A 21,031-nucleotide genomic window follows, 5' to 3' on the forward strand; every position below is an offset into this window, starting at 1 on the left:
GGGCGCGCCTTGCGTCCGGCTTTTTCTGTCCAGAATTCCATGTTCAGCGGCGGCTCAGCAGGCCGAAAAGATAGGCTATGCCTGCCGTTACCGCGAGCGCCATGAACGGTTCTTCGCGAACCTTGTCGCGCAGCCGTTCCGTCATCAGCGAAGCTTCGTCCGTAACCACCGACTTTGCCCCCTGCCCCAGCGCCCGCACACTGTCCGTCAATCTGGAGAGATCTTCACGGAGTGCTGTAACCTGCGCCGACAGATCGTCTGCTGCAATATCCGCTTTGACGCGCGCAGCGGTGGATTCGGCGGAAGCGGTTTTCATTTCTGCCATGGTCTGCTCCTGTTTCATGGGATGCCGCTTCAACGAAATGGCGGCCTGAAAGGTTCCGCCGCGAGCCGATCTTTTGTTCACCATCAACGCCTTGCGTCGCCCTCGCGGCCATGCGCAGCTTTTCGCGTGACAAACCCTTCATTTCCTGTCGGCTTTGTTTTAAGGAACGTCGAATGTCTGCCCGTGCGCGGGTCAATAAATACTGCGAGGTTTGCGTTTCCATGTTCCATCTTCTGAGAAGAGCTGCTCAGACCTGGGTTGCCAAGCTGCTCCTGCTTCTCCTGGTGGCCTCCTTCGGCATCTGGGGCATATCGCGTGAGCTGATATCGGGCGGCAGCAGCACCACGGTCGTGACCGTCGGTGATCAGAAGGTGGGGGTCAACGAATTCCACCTTGCCTATCAGCGTCAGGTGGCAAGTGTCGGCCAGCAGTTCGGCATGCGCCTCACGCCCGAGCAGGCCCGCGCCTTCGGAGTCGAGCAGCAGGTGCTGTCGCAGCTTGTTGCCGGCGCCTCACTCGACCAGCTCGCCGAAGATATGAACCTCGGACTGTCCGAGGATCGTCTCGCCCAGCTCATTGGCGACGATCCGGCTTTCAAGGCTGTCAATGGCCAGTTCGATCGCGAGCTGTTCGTTTCGCGCCTGCGCAATGCCGGCATCCGCCAGGACGATTACATCAAGGAGCGCAGCAAGGTCGCCGTTCGCAGCCAGATCGTCGATGCCGTTTCCAACGGCTTTACCGCGCCGAAGACGCTGATCGATGCACTGAAGCTCTATGGCGATGAAAGCCGCAGCATCGACTACCTCTTGCTGACCAACGCCAATATCGAGCCGATCAAGGCCCCCGCCGACGACGTGCTGGCGAGCTGGTTCGAAGGCGTCAAGCAGCGCTACCGCGCACCGGAATACCGCAAGCTCATCTATCTCAAGCTGCAGCCGGCCGATATCGCCGATGCCGCGACCGTTACCGACGACCAGATCCGCGAAGCTTTCGAAAAGGGCAAGGATAGTTATCGCACGCCGGAAAGCCGGACGATCGAACAGCTGACCTTCACCAGCAAGGATCTCGCCACCGCCGCCGAAACGGCGCTGAAGGGCGGCACCAGCTTCGACCAGCTGGTCACCGACCAAGGCAAGACGGCAAGCGACGTGCTGCTCGGCGAGTTCACCAAGGACAAGGTTCCCGACCAGGCCGTCGCCGATGCCGCCTTTGCGGTGTCGAAGGATGGCGGCACGACGCCTGTCGTCGACGGCTCGTTCGGCCCGGTCATCCTGCGCATCACCAACATCAAGCCGGAAACGGTCAAGAATTTCGACGAGGTGAAGGAAGACATCCGCAAGCAGCTGGCGCTTTCCAACGCCTCTCAGGAAGTGATCAACGTTCATGACCGTATCGAGGATATGCGCGCCGGCGGCTCCACGCTCGAGGATATCGCCGGTCAGCTGAAGCTCAAGGCGGTGACCGTCGACGCCGTCGATGCGACTGGCGCCGACAAGGACGGCAAAGAGGTCAAGGATCTTCCCGCCAAGCAGCAGCTGCTCGGCGAAGCCTTCAAGACCGAGGTCGGCGTCGATGCCTCGCCGCTTCCGATCGGCAATGACGGCTATGTCTGGTTCAACGTCCGCGAAATCACGCCGGACCGGGACCGCCCGATCGCGGAGGTGCGCGAGAAAGCCGTCGAGGACTGGACAGCAGAGCAGCAGAAGGCCGAACTCGCCAAGAAGGCCGAGGAATTGAAGGCTGAGGCGCAAAAGGGCACTGCCCTTGCGGACATTGCAGCGCCGCTCGGCATTGCCGTCGAAAGCAAGAGCGGTATCACCCGCTCCACCGATGATCCGGTTCTCGGACGCGCCGCCGTTAAGGCCGCCTTCTCCGGCCCGGTCGATACGGTTGCGAGCGCGGTCGGTGCCGATCCCTCGACGCAGATCCTGATGAAGGTCACCGAGGTCAACAGCCAGTCGACCGGCGACGTGCTGAACAACCGCGACGCCCAGCTCACCGCCATGGCCAATGCCGCCGGCGATGATATCCTCGACCAGATGGTCAACCTGCTGCAGACGCAGTATGGGGCTTCGATCAACCAGACGCTCGCCGAACAGGCAACGACCCGCTAGGAGGTTTTATGACCGATCTGAAGCCGTTCCTGGCCAAGGCCGCAAGCCGCGAGCCGCTGACGCGTGACGAGGCCCGCGATGCCTTCGACATCCTGATGTCGGGCCAGGCAACGCCCTCGCAGATCGGTGGCTTCCTGATGGCGCTGCGCGTGCGCGGCGAAACCGTCGACGAGATCGTCGGCGCCGTCACCACCATGCGGTCGAAAATGCTGACCGTCGAGGCGCCGGCCGATGCGATCGACATCGTCGGCACCGGCGGCGACGCCAGCGGCACCTATAATATTTCGACGCTGGCAGCGCTGATCGTCGCCGGCGCCGGTGTTCCCGTCGCCAAACACGGCAACCGGGCGCTGAGCTCGAAATCGGGTGCTGCGGACAATCTGGCGGCTCTCGGCGTCAATATCGATGTCGGTCCCGAGGTCATCACGCGCTGCATCGCCGAAGCCGGGGTTGGCTTCATGTTCGCGCAGCTGCATCATTCCGCCATGCGCCATGTCGGCCCCTCCCGGGTCGAACTCGGCACGCGCACCATCTTCAACCTGCTCGGGCCGCTCTCCAATCCGGCCGGCGTCCGTCGCCAGTTGCTCGGCGTCTTCTCGCCGCAATGGCTGGTGCCGCTTGCCGAAGTCATGCGCGATCTCGGCTCCGAATGCGTCTGGGTCGTCCATGGCGATGGCCTCGACGAAATCACCACGACCGGCATCACCAAGGTGGCGGCGCTCGAAGACGGCAAGATCCGTACTTTCGAGCTGTCGCCCGCCGATTTCGGCGTCAGCCCCTGCATGCTTGCCGATATCAAGGGCGGTGACGGCGTCGCCAATGCCGCAGCACTTCGCGAAGTGCTCGGCGGCGCCAGGAATGCCTATCGCGACGTTTCACTTGCCAATGCCGCCGCTTCGCTCGTCATCGCGGGCAAGGCGGAGACGATCCGCGACGGCATGGCGCTTGCCGCTCACTCGCTGGATAGTGGCGCCACGGCCCTCGCCCTCGACAAACTCGTCGCCGTTTCCAACGATATCGATTAGGATTGGCCGATGACCGATATCCTGAAGAAGATCGAACGCTATAAGCGCGAGGAAATCGCCGCCGCCAAGGCGACGGTATCGCTAGCCGATTTGAAGGCGATGCAGGCCGGACAGTCCGCCCCGCGCGGCTTTTACAAGGCGCTCGTTTCCAAGCTGGAGGCCGGCCATTTCGGTCTGATCGCCGAGATCAAAAAGGCAAGCCCGTCCAAGGGGCTGATCCGTCCGGATTTCGATCCGCCGGCGCTGGCAAAAGCCTATGAAGCCGGTGGCGCGGCATGCCTTTCCGTGCTGACCGACACGCCGAGTTTTCAGGGCGCGCCGGAATTTCTGACGGCGGCGCGGGCCGTCTGCGCCCTGCCCGCCCTGCGCAAGGATTTCATGTTCGAGACCTATCAGGTCCACGAGGCGCGCGCCTGGGGTGCCGATTGCGTTCTGCTGATCATGGCGTCGCTGAGCGATGACGATGCGGAGCGTCTGCAGGACGAAGCTTTTTCGCTCGGCATGGATGTGCTGGTCGAGGTTCACGACGCGCCGGAAATGGAGCGGGCGCTGAAACTCTCCTCGCCGCTTATCGGCATCAACAACCGCAACCTTCGGACCTTCGAGGTCAGCCTGACGGTCAGCGAGACACTTGCCTCTATGGTTCCGGCGGGCCGGCTCCTCGTCGGCGAAAGCGGCATCTTCACCCATGCCGATTGCCAGCGCCTGCAGGCCGTCGACATCAATACCTTCCTTGTCGGCGAGAGTCTGATGCGCAAGGACGACGTGGCCGCCGCCACCCGCACGCTGCTCTTTGGCGAAGCCGCCATCGCGGCCGAATGACATGAGCGGCGCAAAGCCCGGCCTCACCCATATCGATGCCTCCGGCGAGGCGCATATGGTCGATGTCTCCGACAAGGCCGAGACGGTGCGCATTGCCACCGCCGAGGGTCATGTGAAGATGGCGCCGGAGACCCTTGCGCTCATCCGTCAGGGCAATGCCAAGAAGGGCGATGTCATCGGCACGGCGCGCTTGGCCGGCATCATGGCGGCAAAGCGCACCGCCGATCTCATCCCGCTCTGCCATCCGCTGATGCTGACCAAGGTCACGGTCGAAATCGAGGAAGATGCCGCCCTGCCCGGCCTGCGCGTCACCGCCACCGCCAAGCTGACCGGCAAGACCGGTGTCGAGATGGAGGCGCTGACCGCCGTCTCGGTCGCCTGCCTGACGATCTATGACATGGCCAAGGCCGCCGATAAGGCGATGGAGATTAGCGCCATTAGGCTGCTCGAAAAGTCCGGCGGCAAGTCAGGCGACTTCCGTCATCCGGAGGCAAGATGAACCTTCTGCCGGTCGCCGACGCCTTGGACCGCCTGCTCTCCCGCGCAAAGCCCGTCGCGGCGTCCGACACGCTGCCGCTTGCCGAGGCTGAAGGCCGCGTTCTGGCGGTTGATCTCACGGCGCGCCTGACCCAGCCGCCCTTCAATGCCTCGGCCATGGACGGCTACGCATTGCGCAGGGAAGACGCGCCGGAGCCGGGCGCCGTGTTGAAGGTCATCGGCACGTCATCCGCCGGCCACGGCTTCGAAGGAAGCGTCGGCCAGGGAGAGGCCGTGCGTATCTTCACCGGCGCGCCTGTTCCGCCAGGCGCCGACAGCGTCCTGCTGCAGGAGGATGCGGAAAAGATCGATGGCGGCATCAGAACCAGGTTCCCGGTGCGGCAGAGCCAGCATGTGCGACCCCGCGGCCAAGATTTCGCCGAAGGCGAAGCGGTGCTGCCTGCCGGCACCGTGCTCGATTTCTCCCGGCTGACGGTCGCCGCCGGCATGAACCGGCCCGATATCGAGGTTCTCAAGCGCCCGCTGATTGCCATCCTCGCAACCGGCGACGAGTTGCTGCCGCCCGGAAGCCAACCCGGCCCTTCGCAGATCATCGCCTCCAATACATTCGGTATCGCAGCCCTTGCCCGCAGAGCCGGCGCCGATGTCATTGATCTCGGCATCGTGCCGGACGACAAGACGAAAATCATCGCGGCGGTCGACAAGGCACGGGATGCGAAGGCCGACGTCATCGTGACGCTCGGCGGCGCGTCCGTCGGCGACCATGATCTGGTGCAGGCCACCTTGATCGAGGCCGGCATGCAGCTCGATTTCTGGCGCATCGCCATGCGCCCTGGCAAACCGCTGATGGTCGGCAGCTTCGGCCAAACCCATGTGCTCGGCCTGCCCGGCAATCCGGTCTCGAGCCTCGTCTGTTCGCTGCTGTTCCTCGAGCCCCTGATCCGCAAGCTCGCCTCCCTGCCCCCAGTGCAACGCGAGACAGTAGTCGAGGCGGCCGTCACGTTGCGCGCCAATGATCACCGGCAGGACTATATCAGGGCGAGGCTTGCGAAATCCACGACCAGAAACTGGCTGGCCGAACCCTTCGGCAAGCAGGATTCCTCGATGATGAAGGTGTTTGCGCAAGCCGACTGCCTCATTATCCGCCCGCCGCATGCCCCGGAGCTGCCGGCCGGAGCGCCCTGCCCGGTCATGCTGCTGCGGCCGGATCTCCTGACCTGAGGCTGGCCAATCCTTTCCCCTCCTGCCAGGCTGATGAGGGCAGCGGGAGCCACATTTGTAGGTGATGCTTATGTTACCCAGGTGCACGATATTGGCTGTCCTCCTTCTCTCAGCCTGTTCGTCCGCCTTTGCGGCGGCACAAGGAAGCCCCGCGCTGGAGCCGTCTCCCGATCCCGGTGCCCCTTGGGCGATTGAGTGGAGCATGCCTGATCGCAAAGACGAGATGACGCCAAAAACCCTTGTTCTTTGCTCGGACCATATGGACGAGCATCTCAGGCGGTATCGGTCGCTGATTAAAAAGCTCGGCGTGTTGAAAGGCTATACGATCCTGGATGGAAGCAAGCCTGTGGCATACAAGCCGGTGGCCGGCACCATCGGCCACATCTTCTCTGCACATAAAGGTAACGAGGACCGGACCGTAAGCGATTGCATCGCGAACTACCCGGAACTCCAGCCTATTGTCGCTGACTTTATCGAAAAGGCGATGTCGGCTCAACAAAATGATATGCAGAGTTTGGTAAAAGCTGGCGCGCTCCCCAAAGAAATACTGCCGCTCCAATGTTATTCGAAGTTCTACTATCCGACAGGAGACTATTTTCCCACCAGAAATACAAAGAATTGGTTCGCGTTGATCGATGTGGACGACTCGGCCGACAACAGATGTTTTGACGTGACCCTTCCATCAACTTTCGGCATTTCTCCTGACTCCTGTGAATCAGCCGGAATCTGCGTTGATGACAGGAAATAAAGGCACCTCGTCTACACGGGCCAAGCAGTCGGTCGGATAGAGGGTACGGCGGCAGACAAGTTAGCTGTTAATTCGCTTCCGGCTATTGCCGGAGCGAAAAGACGCCCGCCTGCACCGCTTTGCCCTCGGTACTTGCGCCGAAATCGGCAACCGCGTGGGTAGCGACGCGGCTGAGATCGCCCAGCGGCAGATAGGCCCGCTCCGGATCGCCGATCAGCACCTCGATGCCGCTTGCCTGGCAACGCCGCAAAAAGGCCGTTACCCGCACGGCAAGAACGGGATCGTAGAACAGGTCGCCGACCACGAGAACATCCGTCTCCGGCGGGGACGCCTCGATGATATCGGCGGCGATGACCGCAATAGTGGCCCCGTTGATCGCCGCGTTGAGACCGATCGCTGCAATCGCATTGGCATCAACATCGACCGCTGTTACCATTGCTGCTCCGGCCTTCGCTGCTGCGATGGCGACCAGTCCGGAGCCGGCGCCGAGATCGAGGACGCGTCGGCCGGCAACGATTTCCGGCCGGTCGAGCAGATGGCGGGCAAGCACCACGCCGCCGGCCCAGGGATAGGCCCAGTAAGGCGGCGCGTCGGCTTCTCGACGGCCGGCAAGCCGCCAGAGCCCGCTCGCAGGCCCGGCGGTGTGGAGCAGGATCTCGGGGATTGAGGGGACCGGTGAGATCGGCAGATTGGCCGTGATGAAGGCGGCCGGATCGGGACGCGGCGTTCCGGAGCGTTTCATCGTCGTCTGATCCTGTCGGTCAAGAAGTCACGCGGCGATCAAAATCAGCCGGACTTCTTCTTCGAGAATTTGCCTTTCGGCCCAGCGCCGCCTTTGCCCTCATGCTTGCCGCCTTCAAATTTCGGCTTTTCATATCTGGGCTTGTCGGATTTCGCGCCATCGTAGCCGGGCTTGGTCGTCTTCTTGCTCCAGGGCTTGGCGTCGCGCCGTTCCCCGCCGCCATTCTCGGCTGCGGCATAACCGCCGCTCGAACCCTTGCCGAACTTTTTCTTCGGCCGCTCGTCGCGGAATGCCTCGCCCGGCCGTTCGTCACGGGACGCCTTGCCGGCATAGGGTTTCGGCGACGGTGCGCGGCTGAAATCCGGCGTGCCGGCAAGCCTCGTCACGCGGATGCCGCGTTCGAGCGCCTTGTTCGGTCCGATCGCATTCAGGAAGCTCTCGGCGCTCGCTGCCGCGATCTCCACATAGGTTTCCTCGGGTTGCATCTTGATCGCGCCGATCTCGCGCTTCGTCACGTTGCCGTTGCGGCAGAGCATCGGGATCAGCCAGCGCGGCTCGGCGTTCTGTTTGCGCCCGACCGAGACGGAGAACCAAACGCTGGGGCCGAAATCTTCGCGCGGTCCCTTTTGCGCCGGCTCGAAAGGGGCGGCATTGTCGCGGCGCTTACGGCCGCGATCGTCCTGAACGGTAACCTCGATCAGATCTTCCGGCGCTGAATGATTGGTGCGGTAGAGACGCAGGAAAGCGGCTGCGAGCTTGTCGGCGCCGTGGCTCGCGAGAAGCTGCTGCACCAACTTCTGTTCTTCCTCCTGTGGCGCGTCGTGGAAGATCGGGTCGGCGAGCAGCCGCTCGTCGTCGCGCTCGTTCACCTCCTCGGCCGACGGCGGCCGTGCCCAGGCTGCCGAAATGCCGGCATTCTCCAGCAAACGCTCGGCCTTGCGCCGTGCACTCAGCGGCACGATCATGGCGCTGATTCCCTTGCGTCCGGCCCGGCCGGTGCGGCCGCTGCGATGCAGCAGCGTTTCCGGATTGGTCGGCAGGTCGGCGTGGATGACGAGATCAAGGCCCGGCAGATCGATGCCGCGGGCAGCGACGTCGGTTGCGATGCAGACGCGGGCGCGGCCGTCTCGCATCGCCTGCAGCGCGTGGCTGCGCTCGTTCTGCGTCAGCTCACCGGACAGCGCCACCACGGAGAAATTGCGGTTGTTGAAGCGTGCGGTCAGGTGATTGACGGCGGCGCGCGTCGAGCAGAAGACAATGGCATTGGTCGCTTCGTAATAACGCAGCACGTTGATGATCGCGTTCTCGCGGTCGCTCGGGGCGACGACAAGCGCGCGATATTCGATATCGACATGCTGTTTTTCCTCGGCCGCGGTGCTGATGCGCACGGCGTCGCGCTGATAGCTCTTGGCAAGCTTGGCGATTGCCGCCGGCACGGTCGCCGAAAACATCAGCGTCCGCCGCTCGTCCGGTGCCGAATCGAGGATGAATTCCAGGTCCTCGCGGAAGCCGAGGTCGAGCATCTCGTCGGCCTCGTCGAGCACCGCGGCCTTCAGCTCCGACATGTCGAGTGCGTGGCGGCGGATATGGTCGCAGAGCCGTCCGGGCGTGCCGACGACGATATGGGCGCCGCGCTCAAGCGACCGGCGCTCGCTCCGGATGTCCATGCCGCCGACGCAGCTGGCGATCACCGCGCCGGTCATCTCATAGAGCCATTCGAGTTCACGCTTTACCTGCAGGGCAAGCTCCCGCGTCGGGGCGATGACGAGGGCAAGCGGGGCGCCGGCAGCACCGAAGCGCTCGCTGCCTTCGAGCAGTGTCGGCGCCAGCGCCAGGCCGAAGGCGACAGTCTTGCCGGACCCGGTCTGGGCCGAGACCAGCGCGTCCGAAGCGGCAAGCGCCGGATCGAGCATCGCCTGCTGCACCGGGGTAAGTTCGGCGTAACCGCGCTTCTGCAACGCCTTGGCGATCGCCGGAACGACGCCGTTGAATTCTGTCATGAGTTCGATCTTTCGGAGCTGTCAGGCGCGAAATGCGCCATGGCCGGAGCCAGCCGGCGGGATATTTGCGCCGTTCCTAGCCGCTCCCGCAGCGATTGTCAAAGCGTGCGGCTGCGCCACAGCCAGGCGTCGATGTGGCTGGCCCGGCCGCGCAGTTCCGTTTCCAGTGGCCCTTCGATCCGGCCTGATTTGAGGAGCACGCTGTCCGGGCCTGCGGCGCCGACGATTTCGGCGCTGAGCGCCAGCTCGACGCCATGGCGGGCGGCGACCTCCATCAGGCGGCTCCCGACGTTCACCGTATCGCCCGCCGCCGTGATCTGCTGCCTGTCCCCGGTGCCGAGCCGCGAGGCTACGATCGGCCCGCAATGGGCGCCAACCTTGAAGCCGATTTTTTTCCCGGCAAAGCTCCCCTGCGTTCGAAGCCAGGCGCGGGTGCGCTCGCAGAGTCTGACCGCGCAGGCGATGGCCTGGGCGGCATCGTCGTTGGTCGGCTCCGGCAGGCCAAACAGGATCATCGCCCCGTCGCCCATGAAGCTGGTGATGGCGCCGCCGTGGGCGTGCGCCTCCTCATCGATGATTTCGAAGAAACCGCTCAGCACCTCGCTCACCTTAACCGGCCCGAGGGTTTCGCTGAGGCCGGTGAAGCCCGAGAGATCGATGAAGACGACGGCAGCGTTCTGGCGCACCGGGGCGGCAAGGAAATCCGGATGGCGCGCCAGCCATTCTCCAAGGCCGGGCGCCTCGATACGCTGCAGCAGCGCGCTTTGTTCGGCGAAATGGCGGGCGCGGCCACGGTCGAGCCAGAGCTCGGCTGCGCCGAAGATCAGCGCCGGCGGCAATGCTGCGGCGATCGGCAGGGCGGCACTCAGCCAATAGCCATGCGCAAACGCCGCCAGATTGAGCATTGCCCAGACGACCAGCGCCAGCACGATGATGGCATAGCCCGCAGCACTTCGCCGCCAGGCGGTCAGCGAAACCAGCATGATCGCCAGCCCGACGGCGATGGCGGCATCGATCAGCCTGATCCTGTGGTCGCGCACCATGCCGTCGCCGGTGACGAGATGGGTAATCGCGGTCGACATCACCTCGACGCCCGGCATGACGGGATCGAACGGCGTCGGGAAGACGTCGCCGCCGCCGGTGACGGTCGAGCCGATGACGACGATGCGGCCGGTGATCGCGTCCGCCGCCAACTTGCCGTCAAGCGCGTCGGCGGCGCTTGACGTGGCGATGCTGCCGCGCCGGCCATAAAAGGTCACCGGCAGGCGCTGGCCGATATCCGTCGGAATGCGCAATGCTCCGAGCATGATCGCATCGCGTTCGATGCTGGGATCGACACCGAGCGCCACCGAGGCGGCGCGCAGCGGAAAAGCCGGATCCAGCCGGTCTGCGGCGCGCGAAATCAGTGGAATGAAACGCGGCGTGCCGGTCTGGTCGGTAGCGACATTGACGACACCGACCGCGGCCGCGCCGGCAAAGCGGGGAAGCGGCAAGAGAAGCTGATCTGCCTCAGGGATGGCGGCAAGCGGATCGTCCGCCAACTCGGTAACCCGCTGCCGGCTCTGCGCAAAGGTAGCCGCCGCAGCAATCACGCTCGGTCCCGCTCCAAGGGCAGCGGTCACCGCCGCATCGCCCTCCTCCGGTCCCGGATCGACGAGCAGGATGTCGAGAGCCAGAGCCTTCGGCTTCAAAGCGTTGATCGCATTGATGAGGCGCGCCAGTGTCGCCCGGTCAAGGGGATAGCCGTGGGCCGCCGCCGTACGGTCGTCGATCGCGACGATCGAGACGACGGGAGGCGGCGCCTTCGCTCCGACGACGATGCTGCGAATGTCGGCGAGCGAGGCCTCCATCCGATCGAGAAGGCCTATCCCGCCATTGAGATTGAGATAGCCGAGCGCCGCGCCCCAAAGACCGGCGAGCAGTAGCGCGATCACGGTCAGCAGGCGATGATTCATGGCATTTATTGGCCGAGCCGGGCGAGAAGGGCGGCGACACGCGGTGCGGGCCAGCGGCGCACGACCAGCGATTCGGTTCCGCTGCTAACATCGACGCCCTCGCCTGGTGACAGCACCACCGGCTCGCCGGCGGGCCGGCGGACGGCCACGCTGCCTCTGACGACGAAGACCGAGGTCTTGCCGCCGGCGACGTCGACAGCCCATTGTGTGCCGCGCACGGCAGCGATCGCCTGCGGTGTCACCACCTGGAAACCACCGGCATGCTGACTGCCGTCAACATCGACGAGAATGGCCTTGCGCCGCACCGAGGCCGAATCGGGACTGCCGTCACGGTTGCGGTCGGAGAGTTGGAAAGACGCGCCGGCCTCCGCCGTCACCTTGACGCCACCAGGGCAACTGAGCGTCTGGCGGGCGCCGGCATCGCGCGAGATCGCGCAGCCCGCAGGTTGCGCGAGCGCCGCGTCATGCGGAATGAGGCAGGCAACGAGCGCGGCGGCAAACAGCTTGAGAAACGTCATATTCATGGAAAGCCCCCGTGACCGTGCGGAACTGCTTCTGCGAAAGCACCCGCCAACCGTCTTCTTCCATGCGAGGCATGATAGCCGAATTCGGATATTTCCATAGGCGAAAAAAGCAGGCCGCGCATCCTCAAGTGCTGCTCTTCATATCGGGCACCGGTCCGGTATACCGTGCCCGTGGCCGGATCAATTCGCCGCTTTCAATCTGCTCCATCGCATGCGCAAGCCAGCCGGTGCAGCGTGCAAGCGAAAAAATGACGATCGGCGCCTCTCTCGGCAGATCGAAGGCTGCCGCCATCGCGGCAAGTGCGAAATCGATATTGACCTTTTCTCCGACGATCTCCTCGCCCCTGTCCCTGACCTCGGCGAACTCAGGCGGCAGTGAAAATTGCGAAAGCAGCGCCAGCGCCCGGATATCGCCGTCCGGATAGAGCGGGTGACCGAAGGCGGATAAGCGATTGCCCTGTGCAAGGGTGCGGCGGATCGCCTGCGCCGGACCGAGGGCGCAAGCCGCCTCGATCAACGCATCGACGCTCTGCCAGGCGGCGCCATGCAGCGGTCCCGTCAGCGTCGCCAGACCGGAAAGCACGGCGGCCGATAGCGCCGCACCCGATGACGCGGTGACTCGTGCCGCAAAGGCCGAGGCGTTGAGTTCATGATCGGCAAGCAGCACCAGCGCGCGACGCAGGCAATCGCCGGCCTCCGGCCGCTGCCAGCTTGCCGCGAGCCTGAGATGCAGCGGCCGCTCCGAAGCGCCGGGCGCCAGCGCATCCGCGATCGTTGCAAGAATCCCATGCGCCTCGCGCCGGAGTGCCGCTGGCGAGCGGCCAAGCGACGGCAGGTCCGATGTCACCCGCCCGGCAAGCGCCAGGAACGCGGCCTGAAGCGATGGAAGGCCATGCGCGATCGCGGTCGAGAAGGCAGGCGTCTCCACTCCATTCCAAAGCAATGCCGCCGTCTGCTCCAGCGTCGCCGTCTCGGCAAGATTGGCCACGTCCTGGCCGCGATAGAAAAGGCGTCCGCTCGAAACGGTGGAGATTGTCGAGGAGAGAACGGGATCGCCCCAGCGGATCGTCTCGGCCGCGACCGTTTCCGCCTTGCGGCGGCCGGCATGGCGATCGGCAAGCCGCCGCACGTCTCCAGCGTGATAGAGGCTGCGGCGCGGATCGGCGGGATCGGGCTTCGCGCGGATGCGCCCTCGGCTGACATTGGCGTAGAGCGTCTGCGGTTTGGTCTTCAGCGTCTGCAACGCCTCCTCGGCGCTCAGCCACGGCATCACGGCCTCACATTGATCAATTGCGTCAAGATTGACGTCAATGAAACTAGGTCGGATCATCCTCGCGGTAAAGGAGAAAACATCATGCAGAACGGCTTGGAAGACGTCATTGCCGCCGAAACGCAGCTTTCGGATGTTGATGGCGAAGCGGGGCGACTGATCATTCGCGGCGTGTCGCTGGATCACTTGGTCGCTGGCGGAACCTATGAGCGCGTGGCCGCCCTGCTGCTCGACGGATTGATGGAACGGAGCTTCGATGAAGCGCAATTGCGCAACTGGCTGGCGGAAGCCCGAACAAGGACCTTTGTCCACGCCGAGGCCGCCGACGCCGCCTTGCTCACCCTGCCGCCGGTCGATGCGATGCGGGCGCTGATCGCCAGGCTGCCGGACGGCGAGGATTTCGACACCGCCCTCGCCCTGCTGGCAGCACCGGCAGTCTTCCTGCCGGCGATTCTCCGGCTGCAGCGCGGTCAAAAGCCGATCGCGCCCGACGCCTCGCTGCCGCAGGCAGCCGATATCCTGCGCATGCTGACCGGACGATTGCCGACCCAGGAGCAGACGGCGGCGCTCGACACCTATCTCGTGACGATATCAGACCATGGCCTCAACGCCTCGACCTTCGCATCGCGCGTCATCGCCTCGACGCAGGCCGGCCTCACCTCTTCGGTTCTGGCGGCGTTGAGCGCGCTGAAGGGGCCGCTGCATGGCGGCGCGCCCGGTCCGGTCCTCGATATGCTGGATGCGGTGGGAACGCCTGATAATGCTGGCACATGGCTTGCCGATGCACTCGATCGCGGCGAAAGGCTGATGGGCTTCGGCCACCGCATCTACCGCGTCCGCGACCCGCGCGCCGATGCGCTTAAAGGCGCGCTGAAGCCTTTGATCGCGTCAGGCCAGGTCGACAGCGCCCGCGGCGAACTCGCCGAGGCGGTGGAAGCCGCCGCATTGGCGATCCTGAAAGCGCGCAAGCCGAACCGGCCGCTCGACGTCAATGTCGAATTCTATACCGCGCTGCTGCTCGAAGCGCTCGGCTTTCCGCGGCAGGCCTTCACCGGCGTCTTTGCGATCGGCCGCACGGTCGGATGGCTGGCGCATGCCCGCGAACAGGCGCTCGACGGCCGGCTGATCCGCCCTCGTTCGGTCTATATCGGGCCGTTGCCAGCCGCTGCCTGAAAAGGAATGGCCGATTAGCCAGATCGCGCATAACCGCGCGATCTGGCGCCGCATGCGTCAGACGAGACGGCTCTGTTCGGTCGCCGCTTCGATGAAGCTTGCAAACAGCGGATGCGGGTCGAGCGGCCGGCTCTTCAGTTCCGGGTGATATTGCACGCCGATGAACCACGGATGATCGGGGTATTCGATCGTCTCCGGCAGCACGCCATCCGGCGACATGCCGGAGAAAACGAGGCCGCAGCTCTCGAGCCGATCTTTGTAGTCGATATTGACCTCGTAGCGGTGGCGATGACGCTCGGAAATATCCGTCGAGCCGTAGATATCCGAGATCTTCGTGCCCTTCTTCAGCGCCGCCTTGTATGCGCCGAGACGCATGGTGCCACCGAGATCGCCGGCTGCCGTCCGCTTCTGCAGTTCGTTGCCCTTGACCCATTCAGTCATAAGACCGACCACCGGCTCCTTCGCCGGGCCGAACTCGGTCGACGACGCGTCCGGCACATCGGCGAGATTGCGCGCCGCCTCGATGACGGCCATTTGCATGCCGAAGCAGATGCCGAAATAAGGCACCTTGCGCTCGCGGGCGAAGCGCGCCGCATGGATCTTGCCCTCGGAGCCGCGCTCGCCGAAGCCACCGGGCACCAGGATGCCATGCACCTTTTCGAGATAGGGCGCCGGATCTTCCTTTTCGAAGACCTCCGACTCGATCCACTCGAGCTTGACCTTGACGCGATTGGCGATACCGCCATGATGCAGCGCCTCGATCAGCGATTTATAGGCATCCTTGAGGCCGGTATATTTGCCGACGATCGCGATCGTCACTTCGCCTTCCGGTGTGCGGATGCGATTGCAGACCTCTTCCCACTGGTCAAGGCGCGGCTTCGGCGCCGGCTCGATCCCGAAGGCGGCGAGCACTTCGTCGTCGAGGCCTTCCTTGTGGTAAGCCATCGGCACGTCATAGATATTGGCGACATCGAGCGCCTGGATGACGGCCGACGGACGCACGTTGCAGAACAGCGAGAGCTTGCGGCGCTCGGCTTCCGGAATTTCGCGGTCGGCGCGCACAAGCAGGATATCGGGGTGAATGCCAAGCGCCTGCAGTTCCTTGACCGAATGCTGGGTCGGCTTGGTCTTCAGCTCGCCGGCCGCCGGAATGTAAGGCATCAGCGTCAGATGGACATAGACGGCGGTGCCGCGCGGCAGGTCGTTGCCGAGCTGGCGGATCGCCTCCATGAAGGGCATTGCTTCGATATCGCCGACCGTGCCGCCGATCTCGCAGATGACGAAATCGTAGTCCTGATTGCCCTCGGTGACGAAATCCTTGATCTCGTTGGTGACGTGCGGGATGACCTGCACCGTCGCGCCGAGATAGTCGCCGCGGCGTTCCTTGTCGATGATGTTCTTGTAGATGCGGCCGGTGGTGATGTTGTCGGTCTTGGTCGCCGAACGCCCCGTGAAGCGCTCGTAGTGGCCGAGATCGAGATCGGTTTCCGCGCCGTCGTCGGTGACGAAGACCTCGCCGTGCTGGGTCGGACTCATCGTGCCCGGGTCCACGTTCAGATAAGGGTCGAGCTTGCGAAGCCGGACCCTATATCCACGGGCCTGCAGCAACGCTCCGAGAGCCGCGGCCGCAATTCCTTTTCCGAGGGAGGAAACCACGCCGCCAGTGATGAATACGTATCGCGCCATGGGCTTCACCGGATACCTTTTCAAAAACGATTCCGCCAGCCCCAAAAATTCTTTTCCGGAATTTTCGGAGAGTGGCGCGGGAATCTGCACAAAAGAAAACCGGCAGACCCGAGGGCCTGCCGGCGGTTTATCTCGAAGTCCGGTTTACTGTCCCGTCGGGACGCCGGAAGGCTGAGCCGGCGCCGGCGCGGCCGGAGCTGCGGGCGCTGCCGGAGCAGTCGTTGAAGGCGCGGTGGCTGCCGGAGCCTCTGCTGCGGGAGCTTGCACGGCCGGAGCCTGTGGTGCGGGCACAGCCGCACCGCTGCTTGGGACACCGTTGCCGGCCGGCTGGTTCGCCGGAGCCTGTGCACCGCCGCCGAGCGAATCGAGAATGCCGTTGCCCTGGCCGCTCGTCGCGGGGATGCGGTTGAGGATGTCGCTCGGACGGCCCTCGTAGCGCGTCAGTATGCCGAGGCCAAGCGAGGTGAGGAAGAACAAGGTCGCAAGAATCGCGGTCGTGCGGGTCAGCGCATTGGCCGTGCCGCGGGCCGACATGAAGCCCGAACCGCCGCCGATGCCGAGGCCGCCGCCTTCCGAGCGCTGGATGAGCACGACGCCGACGAGGGCGAGCACGATCATGAGATGGATGACAATCAATACTGTCTGCATGGGTCCAGTCCTGCCCGTCTGGAGACGGACATAAATAAGAATTCTGGCGGCTCTTTACATGAGGCTCTCGCCTATTCCAAGCCCTTCTGCCGGAATAAACCGAGCTATGAACAACGCGTCAGGCGAGCAGCGCCTCATAGGCCCGGTAGATGGCGAGGAAGTCGGCGGCTTTCAAGCTCGCCCCACCGATCAGCGCACCGTCGACATTAGCGATGCCAAGCAGTTCTCCGGCATTGGCGGGCTTGACAGAGCCGCCGTAGAGAAGCCGCATCTTGCGGCCCTCGTCGCCGAAGCGGGACACGAGCTCCGCCCGCATGAAGGCATGCGCCTTCTCGACATCGCCCGATGTCGGCGTCACGCCGGTACCGATCGCCCAGATCGGCTCGTAGGCGATGACTGTGTTCTCGGCGGTTGCGGCATCGGGAACCGATGCGGAAAGCTGGCGCTTGATGACGTCGAGCTCCTGCCCGGCGCGGCGTTCGTCGGCCGTCTCGCCAATGCAGATGATCGCAGTGAGCTCGGCAGCGAAAGCCGCCTCCGCTTTAGCGCGGACCAGATGATCCGTCTCGGCATGGTCGGTGCGACGCTCGGAATGGCCGACAATCACGTAGGTGCCGAAGCTATCGGCGATCATCTCGGCGGAAATGTCGCCGGTATGCGCGCCCGACGGCTTCTGGTGGCAGTCCTGCGCTCCGATCGCCAGCGGACTGTCGGTGCAGAGCGCGGTTGCCACGTAGAGCAGCGTCGTCGGCGGGCAGATCAGCGCCTCGACCTTGTCGGCGAGCGGCGGGCGAACACCCTCGGCGATCGCCTTGATCTGATCCAGGGAGGCACGCGTGCCGTTCATTTTCCAATTTCCCGCCACCAGCGGGCGCACGTCAGGTGTCATGCCGGCCTTCCACAAACTTCATATCCCTGGCCGCATATCAAAAGCTTGCGCCAAAGAAAAGCATCATGCCCCTGACGTAACGGGAATCTCTGCGATCCCGAGCATATTTCTGCCGGAAAACGCCCGTTAAGCCGCAAGAATCCAGTTCAAGACCCTGCGCCAGTCGACCATTCGGATCGGCGTTCCGTGATTACCGGTCTGAAACAGCGTGAAGCGCGTCGGATATTTCGCCTTGAGCAGGCTCTCGAACAGCGCCTGCTGGTCGGCGGCGGCATAGACCGGATCGCGGCTGCCATGCGCGAACCAGAGCGGCAGCTTCGCCTTGTAGAAGGCGCTTCTGGTGAAATCCGGATCGGTGACGCCGCTCATGATCAACATGCCCCTCAACCGCTTGACGCTGGCCTCGTCACGCGCGATGCCCCAGCAGACCTGACTGCCCATGGAGGCGCAGGACAGGATCACCGGCCGGCCGGGCGATTGCGCGCTGGCATGGCGGATGAGGCCTTCGATCGCGGCAACGCCGTTGCTGTCGAAACTCCTGACTGTCGGCGAATAATAGACGCCGCCATTACCGGCGACGAGGTTCTTCAGCCGGTTGAAGTTGCCGCCGAAGCTGTAATCATTGGCCCCGAGCCGGCGGTCGCCGTCGCGGCCGTGGATGAAAATCACAGTGAAGGCGGCATTCGCGACCGGTCCCACCCTGGTGACATCGAGCCTGATGCCTTCGAGTGAGAGGGTTTCATCCGCCTGGGCCTTGCGGATGCCGAGCGACACATATTTCTGCTGCGCCCGCTTCTCCGGGATCTGGTCGCGGCCGTTGATATCGCGCATCTCGTCATAGTCGATGACCTCTAAGGCGCCGCCCTCGCTGGTCTGCAGCACAGTCTGCTTCGAGAACAGATCGTCCTTGAAAGGCGGCAGCGCGTCGGCCGCCCATGTTGGTCCGCCGGCGGAAAGAACGGCTGCGGATAGGAAAAAGGCCGCAATTGCTGATATAACGGTGTAATCACTTGTGGACATTCGCATGCGGATGGTTTCCTGAAGCCTGCCGCCGCTTGCCATTCCGCGCCCGGCAACGCAAATCATGTGTCAAAGCCCGCCAATCCGGCGGTGTCGCGTATCGCGGTGCTTTCTGGCAGAATCTGCCTGATTCGCAAACGTGACATGAAATGCGGTGATTTTGGGTCGGCGGCTGATGCAAGCCCCAAGCCAGACCCAAGACAGGACGAAGATCTGAACGGCTCCATGGACGACAGCAACGACCTTTTTTCCGGACTGCCCCTCTCCGAAAAACGCGAGGAGGCGCAGAAGCCTGCCGCGCCGAGCGAACGTCCGCCGGCGGCCGCTCCCTTGACGGCCGTGCCCTCGGCGCCGGCGCGCCCTGCGCCTGTCGCCTCGAACGCGGATGACTATGGCGCCTCGTCGATCCGGGTCCTGGAAGGCCTCGAGCCGGTACGCATGCGCCCGGGCATGTATATCGGCGGCACCGACGAAAAGGCGCTGCATCACCTCTTCGCCGAGGTCATCGACAACGCGATGGACGAAGCGGTTGCCGGACATGCCAATTTCATCGAGGTGCATCTCGATCTGCAGGGCTATCTCACCGTCACCGACAACGGCCGCGGCATTCCGGTCGAGAACCATCCGCAGGTGCCGGGCAAGTCGACACTCGAAGTCATCATGACCAAGCTGCATGCCGGCGGTAAATTCGACGGCAAGGCCTACGAGACATCGGGCGGCCTGCACGGCGTCGGCGTTTCGGTGGTCAACGCGCTCTCCGACTTCCTCGAGGTCGAGGTGGCGCGAAACCGGAAGCTTTACCGCCAGCGCTTTTCCCGCGGCCTGCCGCAAGGTGGGCTCGAAGAACTTGGCGACGTCCACAATCGCCGTGGCACCCGGGTGCGCTTCCATCCCGACCCCCAGATATTTGGGGACCACATGAAGTTCGAGGCCGCCCGCGTCTTTCGCATGGCGCGCTCGAAGGCCTACCTCTTCGGCGGCGTCGAGATCCGCTGGAGCTGCGAGCCGGGCGTACTGCCCGAAGGGTCGGAGGTGCCGGACAAGGCCACCTTCCATTTCCCCGGCGGCCTCAAGGACTATCTCCAGGCGACGATGGGCAAGGAATTCACCGTCACCCGCGAGATCTTCGCCGGCAAGACGGAGAAGGCCAGCGGCCACGGTTCGATGGAATGGGCGATCACCTGGTATGGCGGCGACCCGCAGGTGCATTCCTATTGCAACACCATCCCGACGCCTGAAGGCGGCACACATGAGGCCGGCCTGCGCATCGCGCTGACCAAGGGCCTGAAGGCCTATGCCGAGCTGACCCAGAACAAGCGCGCTGCCCAGATCACCACCGACGACGTAATGATCTCGGCCGTCGGCATGCTGTCGGTCTTCATCCGCGAGCCGGAATTCGTCGGCCAGACCAAGGACAAGCTTGCGACGGTCGAGGCCCAGCGCATCGTCGAGAACGCGCTGCGCGACCCCTTCGACCACTATCTTGCCGACAACCCGAACGAAGCGGCCAAACTACTCGACTGGGTGATCGAGCGCGCCGAGGAGCGGCTGCGCCGCCGCAAGGAAAAGGAAGTCAACCGCAAGACGGCGGTGCGCAAGCTGCGCCTGCCGGGCAAGCTTGCCGACTGCTCGCAGAACACCGCCGAAGGCGCCGAACTCTTCATCGTCGAGGGCGATTCAGCAGGTGGCTCAGCCAAGCAGGCGCGCAACCGCGCCAACCAGGCGATCCTTCCGCTGCGCGGCAAGATCTTGAACGTCGCCAGCGCCGGCCGCGAGAAGTTCGGCGCCAACCAGCAGCTCGCCGATCTGATCCAGGCGCTCGGCTGCGGCACGCGCTCGAAATACCGGCAGGAAGATCTGCGCTATGAGCGCATCATCGTCATGACCGATGCCGATGTCGACGGCGCCCATATTGCTTCGCTGCTCATCACCTTCTTCTATCAGGAGATGCCGGAACTGGTGCGTGGCGGCCATCTCTTCCTCGCCGTGCCGCCGCTCTACAAGATTACTCAAGGAGCGAAATCCGCCTATGCCCGCGACGACAATCATCGCGCCGAGCTGATGCAGACGGAATTCAGGGGCAAGGCCAAGGTGGAGATCAGCCGCTTCAAAGGTCTCGGCGAGATGATGCCCGCCCAGCTCAAGGAAACCACCATGGATCCGGCCAAGCGCACCCTGCTCCGGGTGCTGATCGACGAGGTGGATTTCGAAGGCACCCGCAGCGCGGTCGACGATCTGATGGGCACCAAGCCCGAAGCCCGCTTCCGCTTCATCCAGGAGCGTGCAGCCTTCGCCGAAAACCTTGATATTTAAACACGTCTCAGGCGCGCCGAATGATCTGACAGATACGCCCGGCGCGCCGCATTTTAGC

The 21,031-nt window shown here is 64.0% G+C and carries 18 protein-coding genes; 8 read left to right on the forward strand and 10 right to left on the reverse strand.

Annotation, left to right across the window (positions count from 1 at the left end; translation table 11 throughout):
• Positions 1-43: 43 nt before the first annotated feature.
• Positions 44-325 carry a hypothetical protein gene (locus tag AMK00_RS11125; protein ID WP_064806144.1) on the reverse strand — a complete coding sequence of 94 codons (282 nt, stop codon included), beginning with the start codon at positions 323-325 and terminating at the stop codon, positions 44-46.
• A 221-nt stretch (positions 326-546) separates the two neighbouring features.
• Here AMK00_RS11125 and AMK00_RS11130 point away from each other — a divergent pair, with 221 nt between their 5' ends.
• The 6 genes from AMK00_RS11130 to AMK00_RS11155 all read left to right on the forward strand — a co-directional run bounded on the left by AMK00_RS11130 (position 547) and on the right by AMK00_RS11155 (position 6,753).
• Positions 547-2,439, forward strand: coding sequence for a peptidylprolyl isomerase (locus tag AMK00_RS11130; protein WP_064811698.1), 1,893 nt, complete (start codon positions 547-549; stop codon positions 2,437-2,439).
• Between the two features lie 8 nt (positions 2,440-2,447).
• Positions 2,448-3,464 carry an anthranilate phosphoribosyltransferase gene (gene trpD / locus AMK00_RS11135; protein WP_064802693.1) on the forward strand — a complete coding sequence of 339 codons (1,017 nt, stop codon included), beginning with the start codon at positions 2,448-2,450 and terminating at the stop codon, positions 3,462-3,464.
• A gap of 9 nt (positions 3,465-3,473) precedes the next feature.
• The gene (trpC, locus tag AMK00_RS11140) at positions 3,474-4,286 is read left to right on the forward strand and encodes an indole-3-glycerol phosphate synthase TrpC (protein ID WP_064802694.1); all 813 of its coding nucleotides are present in this window, start codon (positions 3,474-3,476) and stop codon (positions 4,284-4,286) included.
• Between the two features lies 1 nt (position 4,287).
• The gene (gene moaC, locus AMK00_RS11145) at positions 4,288-4,785 is read left to right on the forward strand and encodes a cyclic pyranopterin monophosphate synthase MoaC (RefSeq protein WP_064810423.1); all 498 of its coding nucleotides are present in this window, start codon (positions 4,288-4,290) and stop codon (positions 4,783-4,785) included.
• Entirely contained in the window at positions 4,782-6,005 is a 1,224-nt protein-coding gene (locus AMK00_RS11150) for a molybdopterin molybdotransferase MoeA (protein ID WP_064810424.1), read from the forward strand. Before moaC ends, AMK00_RS11150 begins: the two co-directional genes overlap by 4 nt.
• 70 nt (positions 6,006-6,075) lie before the next feature.
• Positions 6,076-6,753: a hypothetical protein gene (locus AMK00_RS11155; protein WP_064806146.1), complete on the forward strand. Its 678-nt coding sequence runs from the start codon at positions 6,076-6,078 to the stop codon at positions 6,751-6,753.
• Between the two features lie 82 nt (positions 6,754-6,835).
• Here AMK00_RS11155 and AMK00_RS11160 read toward each other — a convergent pair whose 3' ends face one another.
• The 5 genes from AMK00_RS11160 to AMK00_RS11180 form a co-directional block, all read right to left on the reverse strand.
• Complete coding sequence (locus tag AMK00_RS11160; RefSeq protein ID WP_064802697.1) at positions 6,836-7,495, reverse strand: class I SAM-dependent methyltransferase; 660 nt, start codon at positions 7,493-7,495, stop codon at positions 6,836-6,838.
• A 44-nt stretch (positions 7,496-7,539) separates the two neighbouring features.
• A complete protein-coding gene (locus tag AMK00_RS11165; protein ID WP_064802698.1) occupies positions 7,540-9,495 on the reverse strand; it encodes a DEAD/DEAH box helicase in 1,956 nt (651 codons plus the stop codon).
• A gap of 98 nt (positions 9,496-9,593) precedes the next feature.
• The gene (locus AMK00_RS11170; protein ID WP_064810425.1) at positions 9,594-11,450 is read right to left on the reverse strand and encodes a CHASE2 domain-containing protein; all 1,857 of its coding nucleotides are present in this window, start codon (positions 11,448-11,450) and stop codon (positions 9,594-9,596) included.
• Positions 11,451-11,455: 5 nt separating this feature from the next.
• On the reverse strand, positions 11,456-11,974 hold the full coding sequence (locus tag AMK00_RS11175) for a FecR domain-containing protein (protein WP_064802702.1): 519 nt from the start codon (positions 11,972-11,974) through the stop codon (positions 11,456-11,458).
• Positions 11,975-12,098: 124 nt separating this feature from the next.
• Complete coding sequence (locus tag AMK00_RS11180; protein WP_064810426.1) at positions 12,099-13,244, reverse strand: citrate synthase; 1,146 nt, start codon at positions 13,242-13,244, stop codon at positions 12,099-12,101.
• 84 nt (positions 13,245-13,328) lie between these two features.
• Between AMK00_RS11180 and AMK00_RS11185 the strand changes: the two genes are divergently transcribed.
• Positions 13,329-14,417 carry a citrate synthase/methylcitrate synthase gene (locus AMK00_RS11185; protein WP_064802705.1) on the forward strand — a complete coding sequence of 363 codons (1,089 nt, stop codon included), beginning with the start codon at positions 13,329-13,331 and terminating at the stop codon, positions 14,415-14,417.
• A gap of 57 nt (positions 14,418-14,474) precedes the next feature.
• On the opposite strand, the gene AMK00_RS11190 is transcribed toward AMK00_RS11185, so the two are convergent.
• The 4 genes from AMK00_RS11190 to AMK00_RS11205 form a co-directional block, all read right to left on the reverse strand.
• Positions 14,475-16,103, reverse strand: coding sequence for a CTP synthase (locus AMK00_RS11190; RefSeq protein ID WP_064806148.1), 1,629 nt, complete (start codon positions 16,101-16,103; stop codon positions 14,475-14,477).
• A gap of 144 nt (positions 16,104-16,247) precedes the next feature.
• Positions 16,248-16,751, reverse strand: coding sequence for a preprotein translocase subunit SecG (gene secG / locus AMK00_RS11195; RefSeq protein ID WP_064802707.1), 504 nt, complete (start codon positions 16,749-16,751; stop codon positions 16,248-16,250).
• 118 nt (positions 16,752-16,869) lie between these two features.
• Entirely contained in the window at positions 16,870-17,640 is a 771-nt protein-coding gene (gene tpiA, locus AMK00_RS11200) for a triose-phosphate isomerase (RefSeq protein ID WP_020921334.1), read from the reverse strand.
• A gap of 126 nt (positions 17,641-17,766) precedes the next feature.
• Positions 17,767-18,666, reverse strand: a complete 900-nt coding sequence (locus tag AMK00_RS11205) for an alpha/beta hydrolase (protein ID WP_064806150.1) — start codon at positions 18,664-18,666, stop codon at positions 17,767-17,769.
• Positions 18,667-18,885: 219 nt separating this feature from the next.
• On the opposite strand from AMK00_RS11205, the gene parE reads away from it, so the two are divergent.
• Positions 18,886-20,973, forward strand: coding sequence for a DNA topoisomerase IV subunit B (gene parE / locus AMK00_RS11210; RefSeq protein ID WP_064806151.1), 2,088 nt, complete (start codon positions 18,886-18,888; stop codon positions 20,971-20,973).
• The last annotated feature ends 58 nt before the right edge of the window (positions 20,974-21,031 follow it).

It is taken from the genome of Rhizobium sp. N621 (assembly GCF_001664325.1).
Taxonomy (GTDB): domain Bacteria; phylum Pseudomonadota; class Alphaproteobacteria; order Rhizobiales; family Rhizobiaceae; genus Rhizobium; species Rhizobium esperanzae.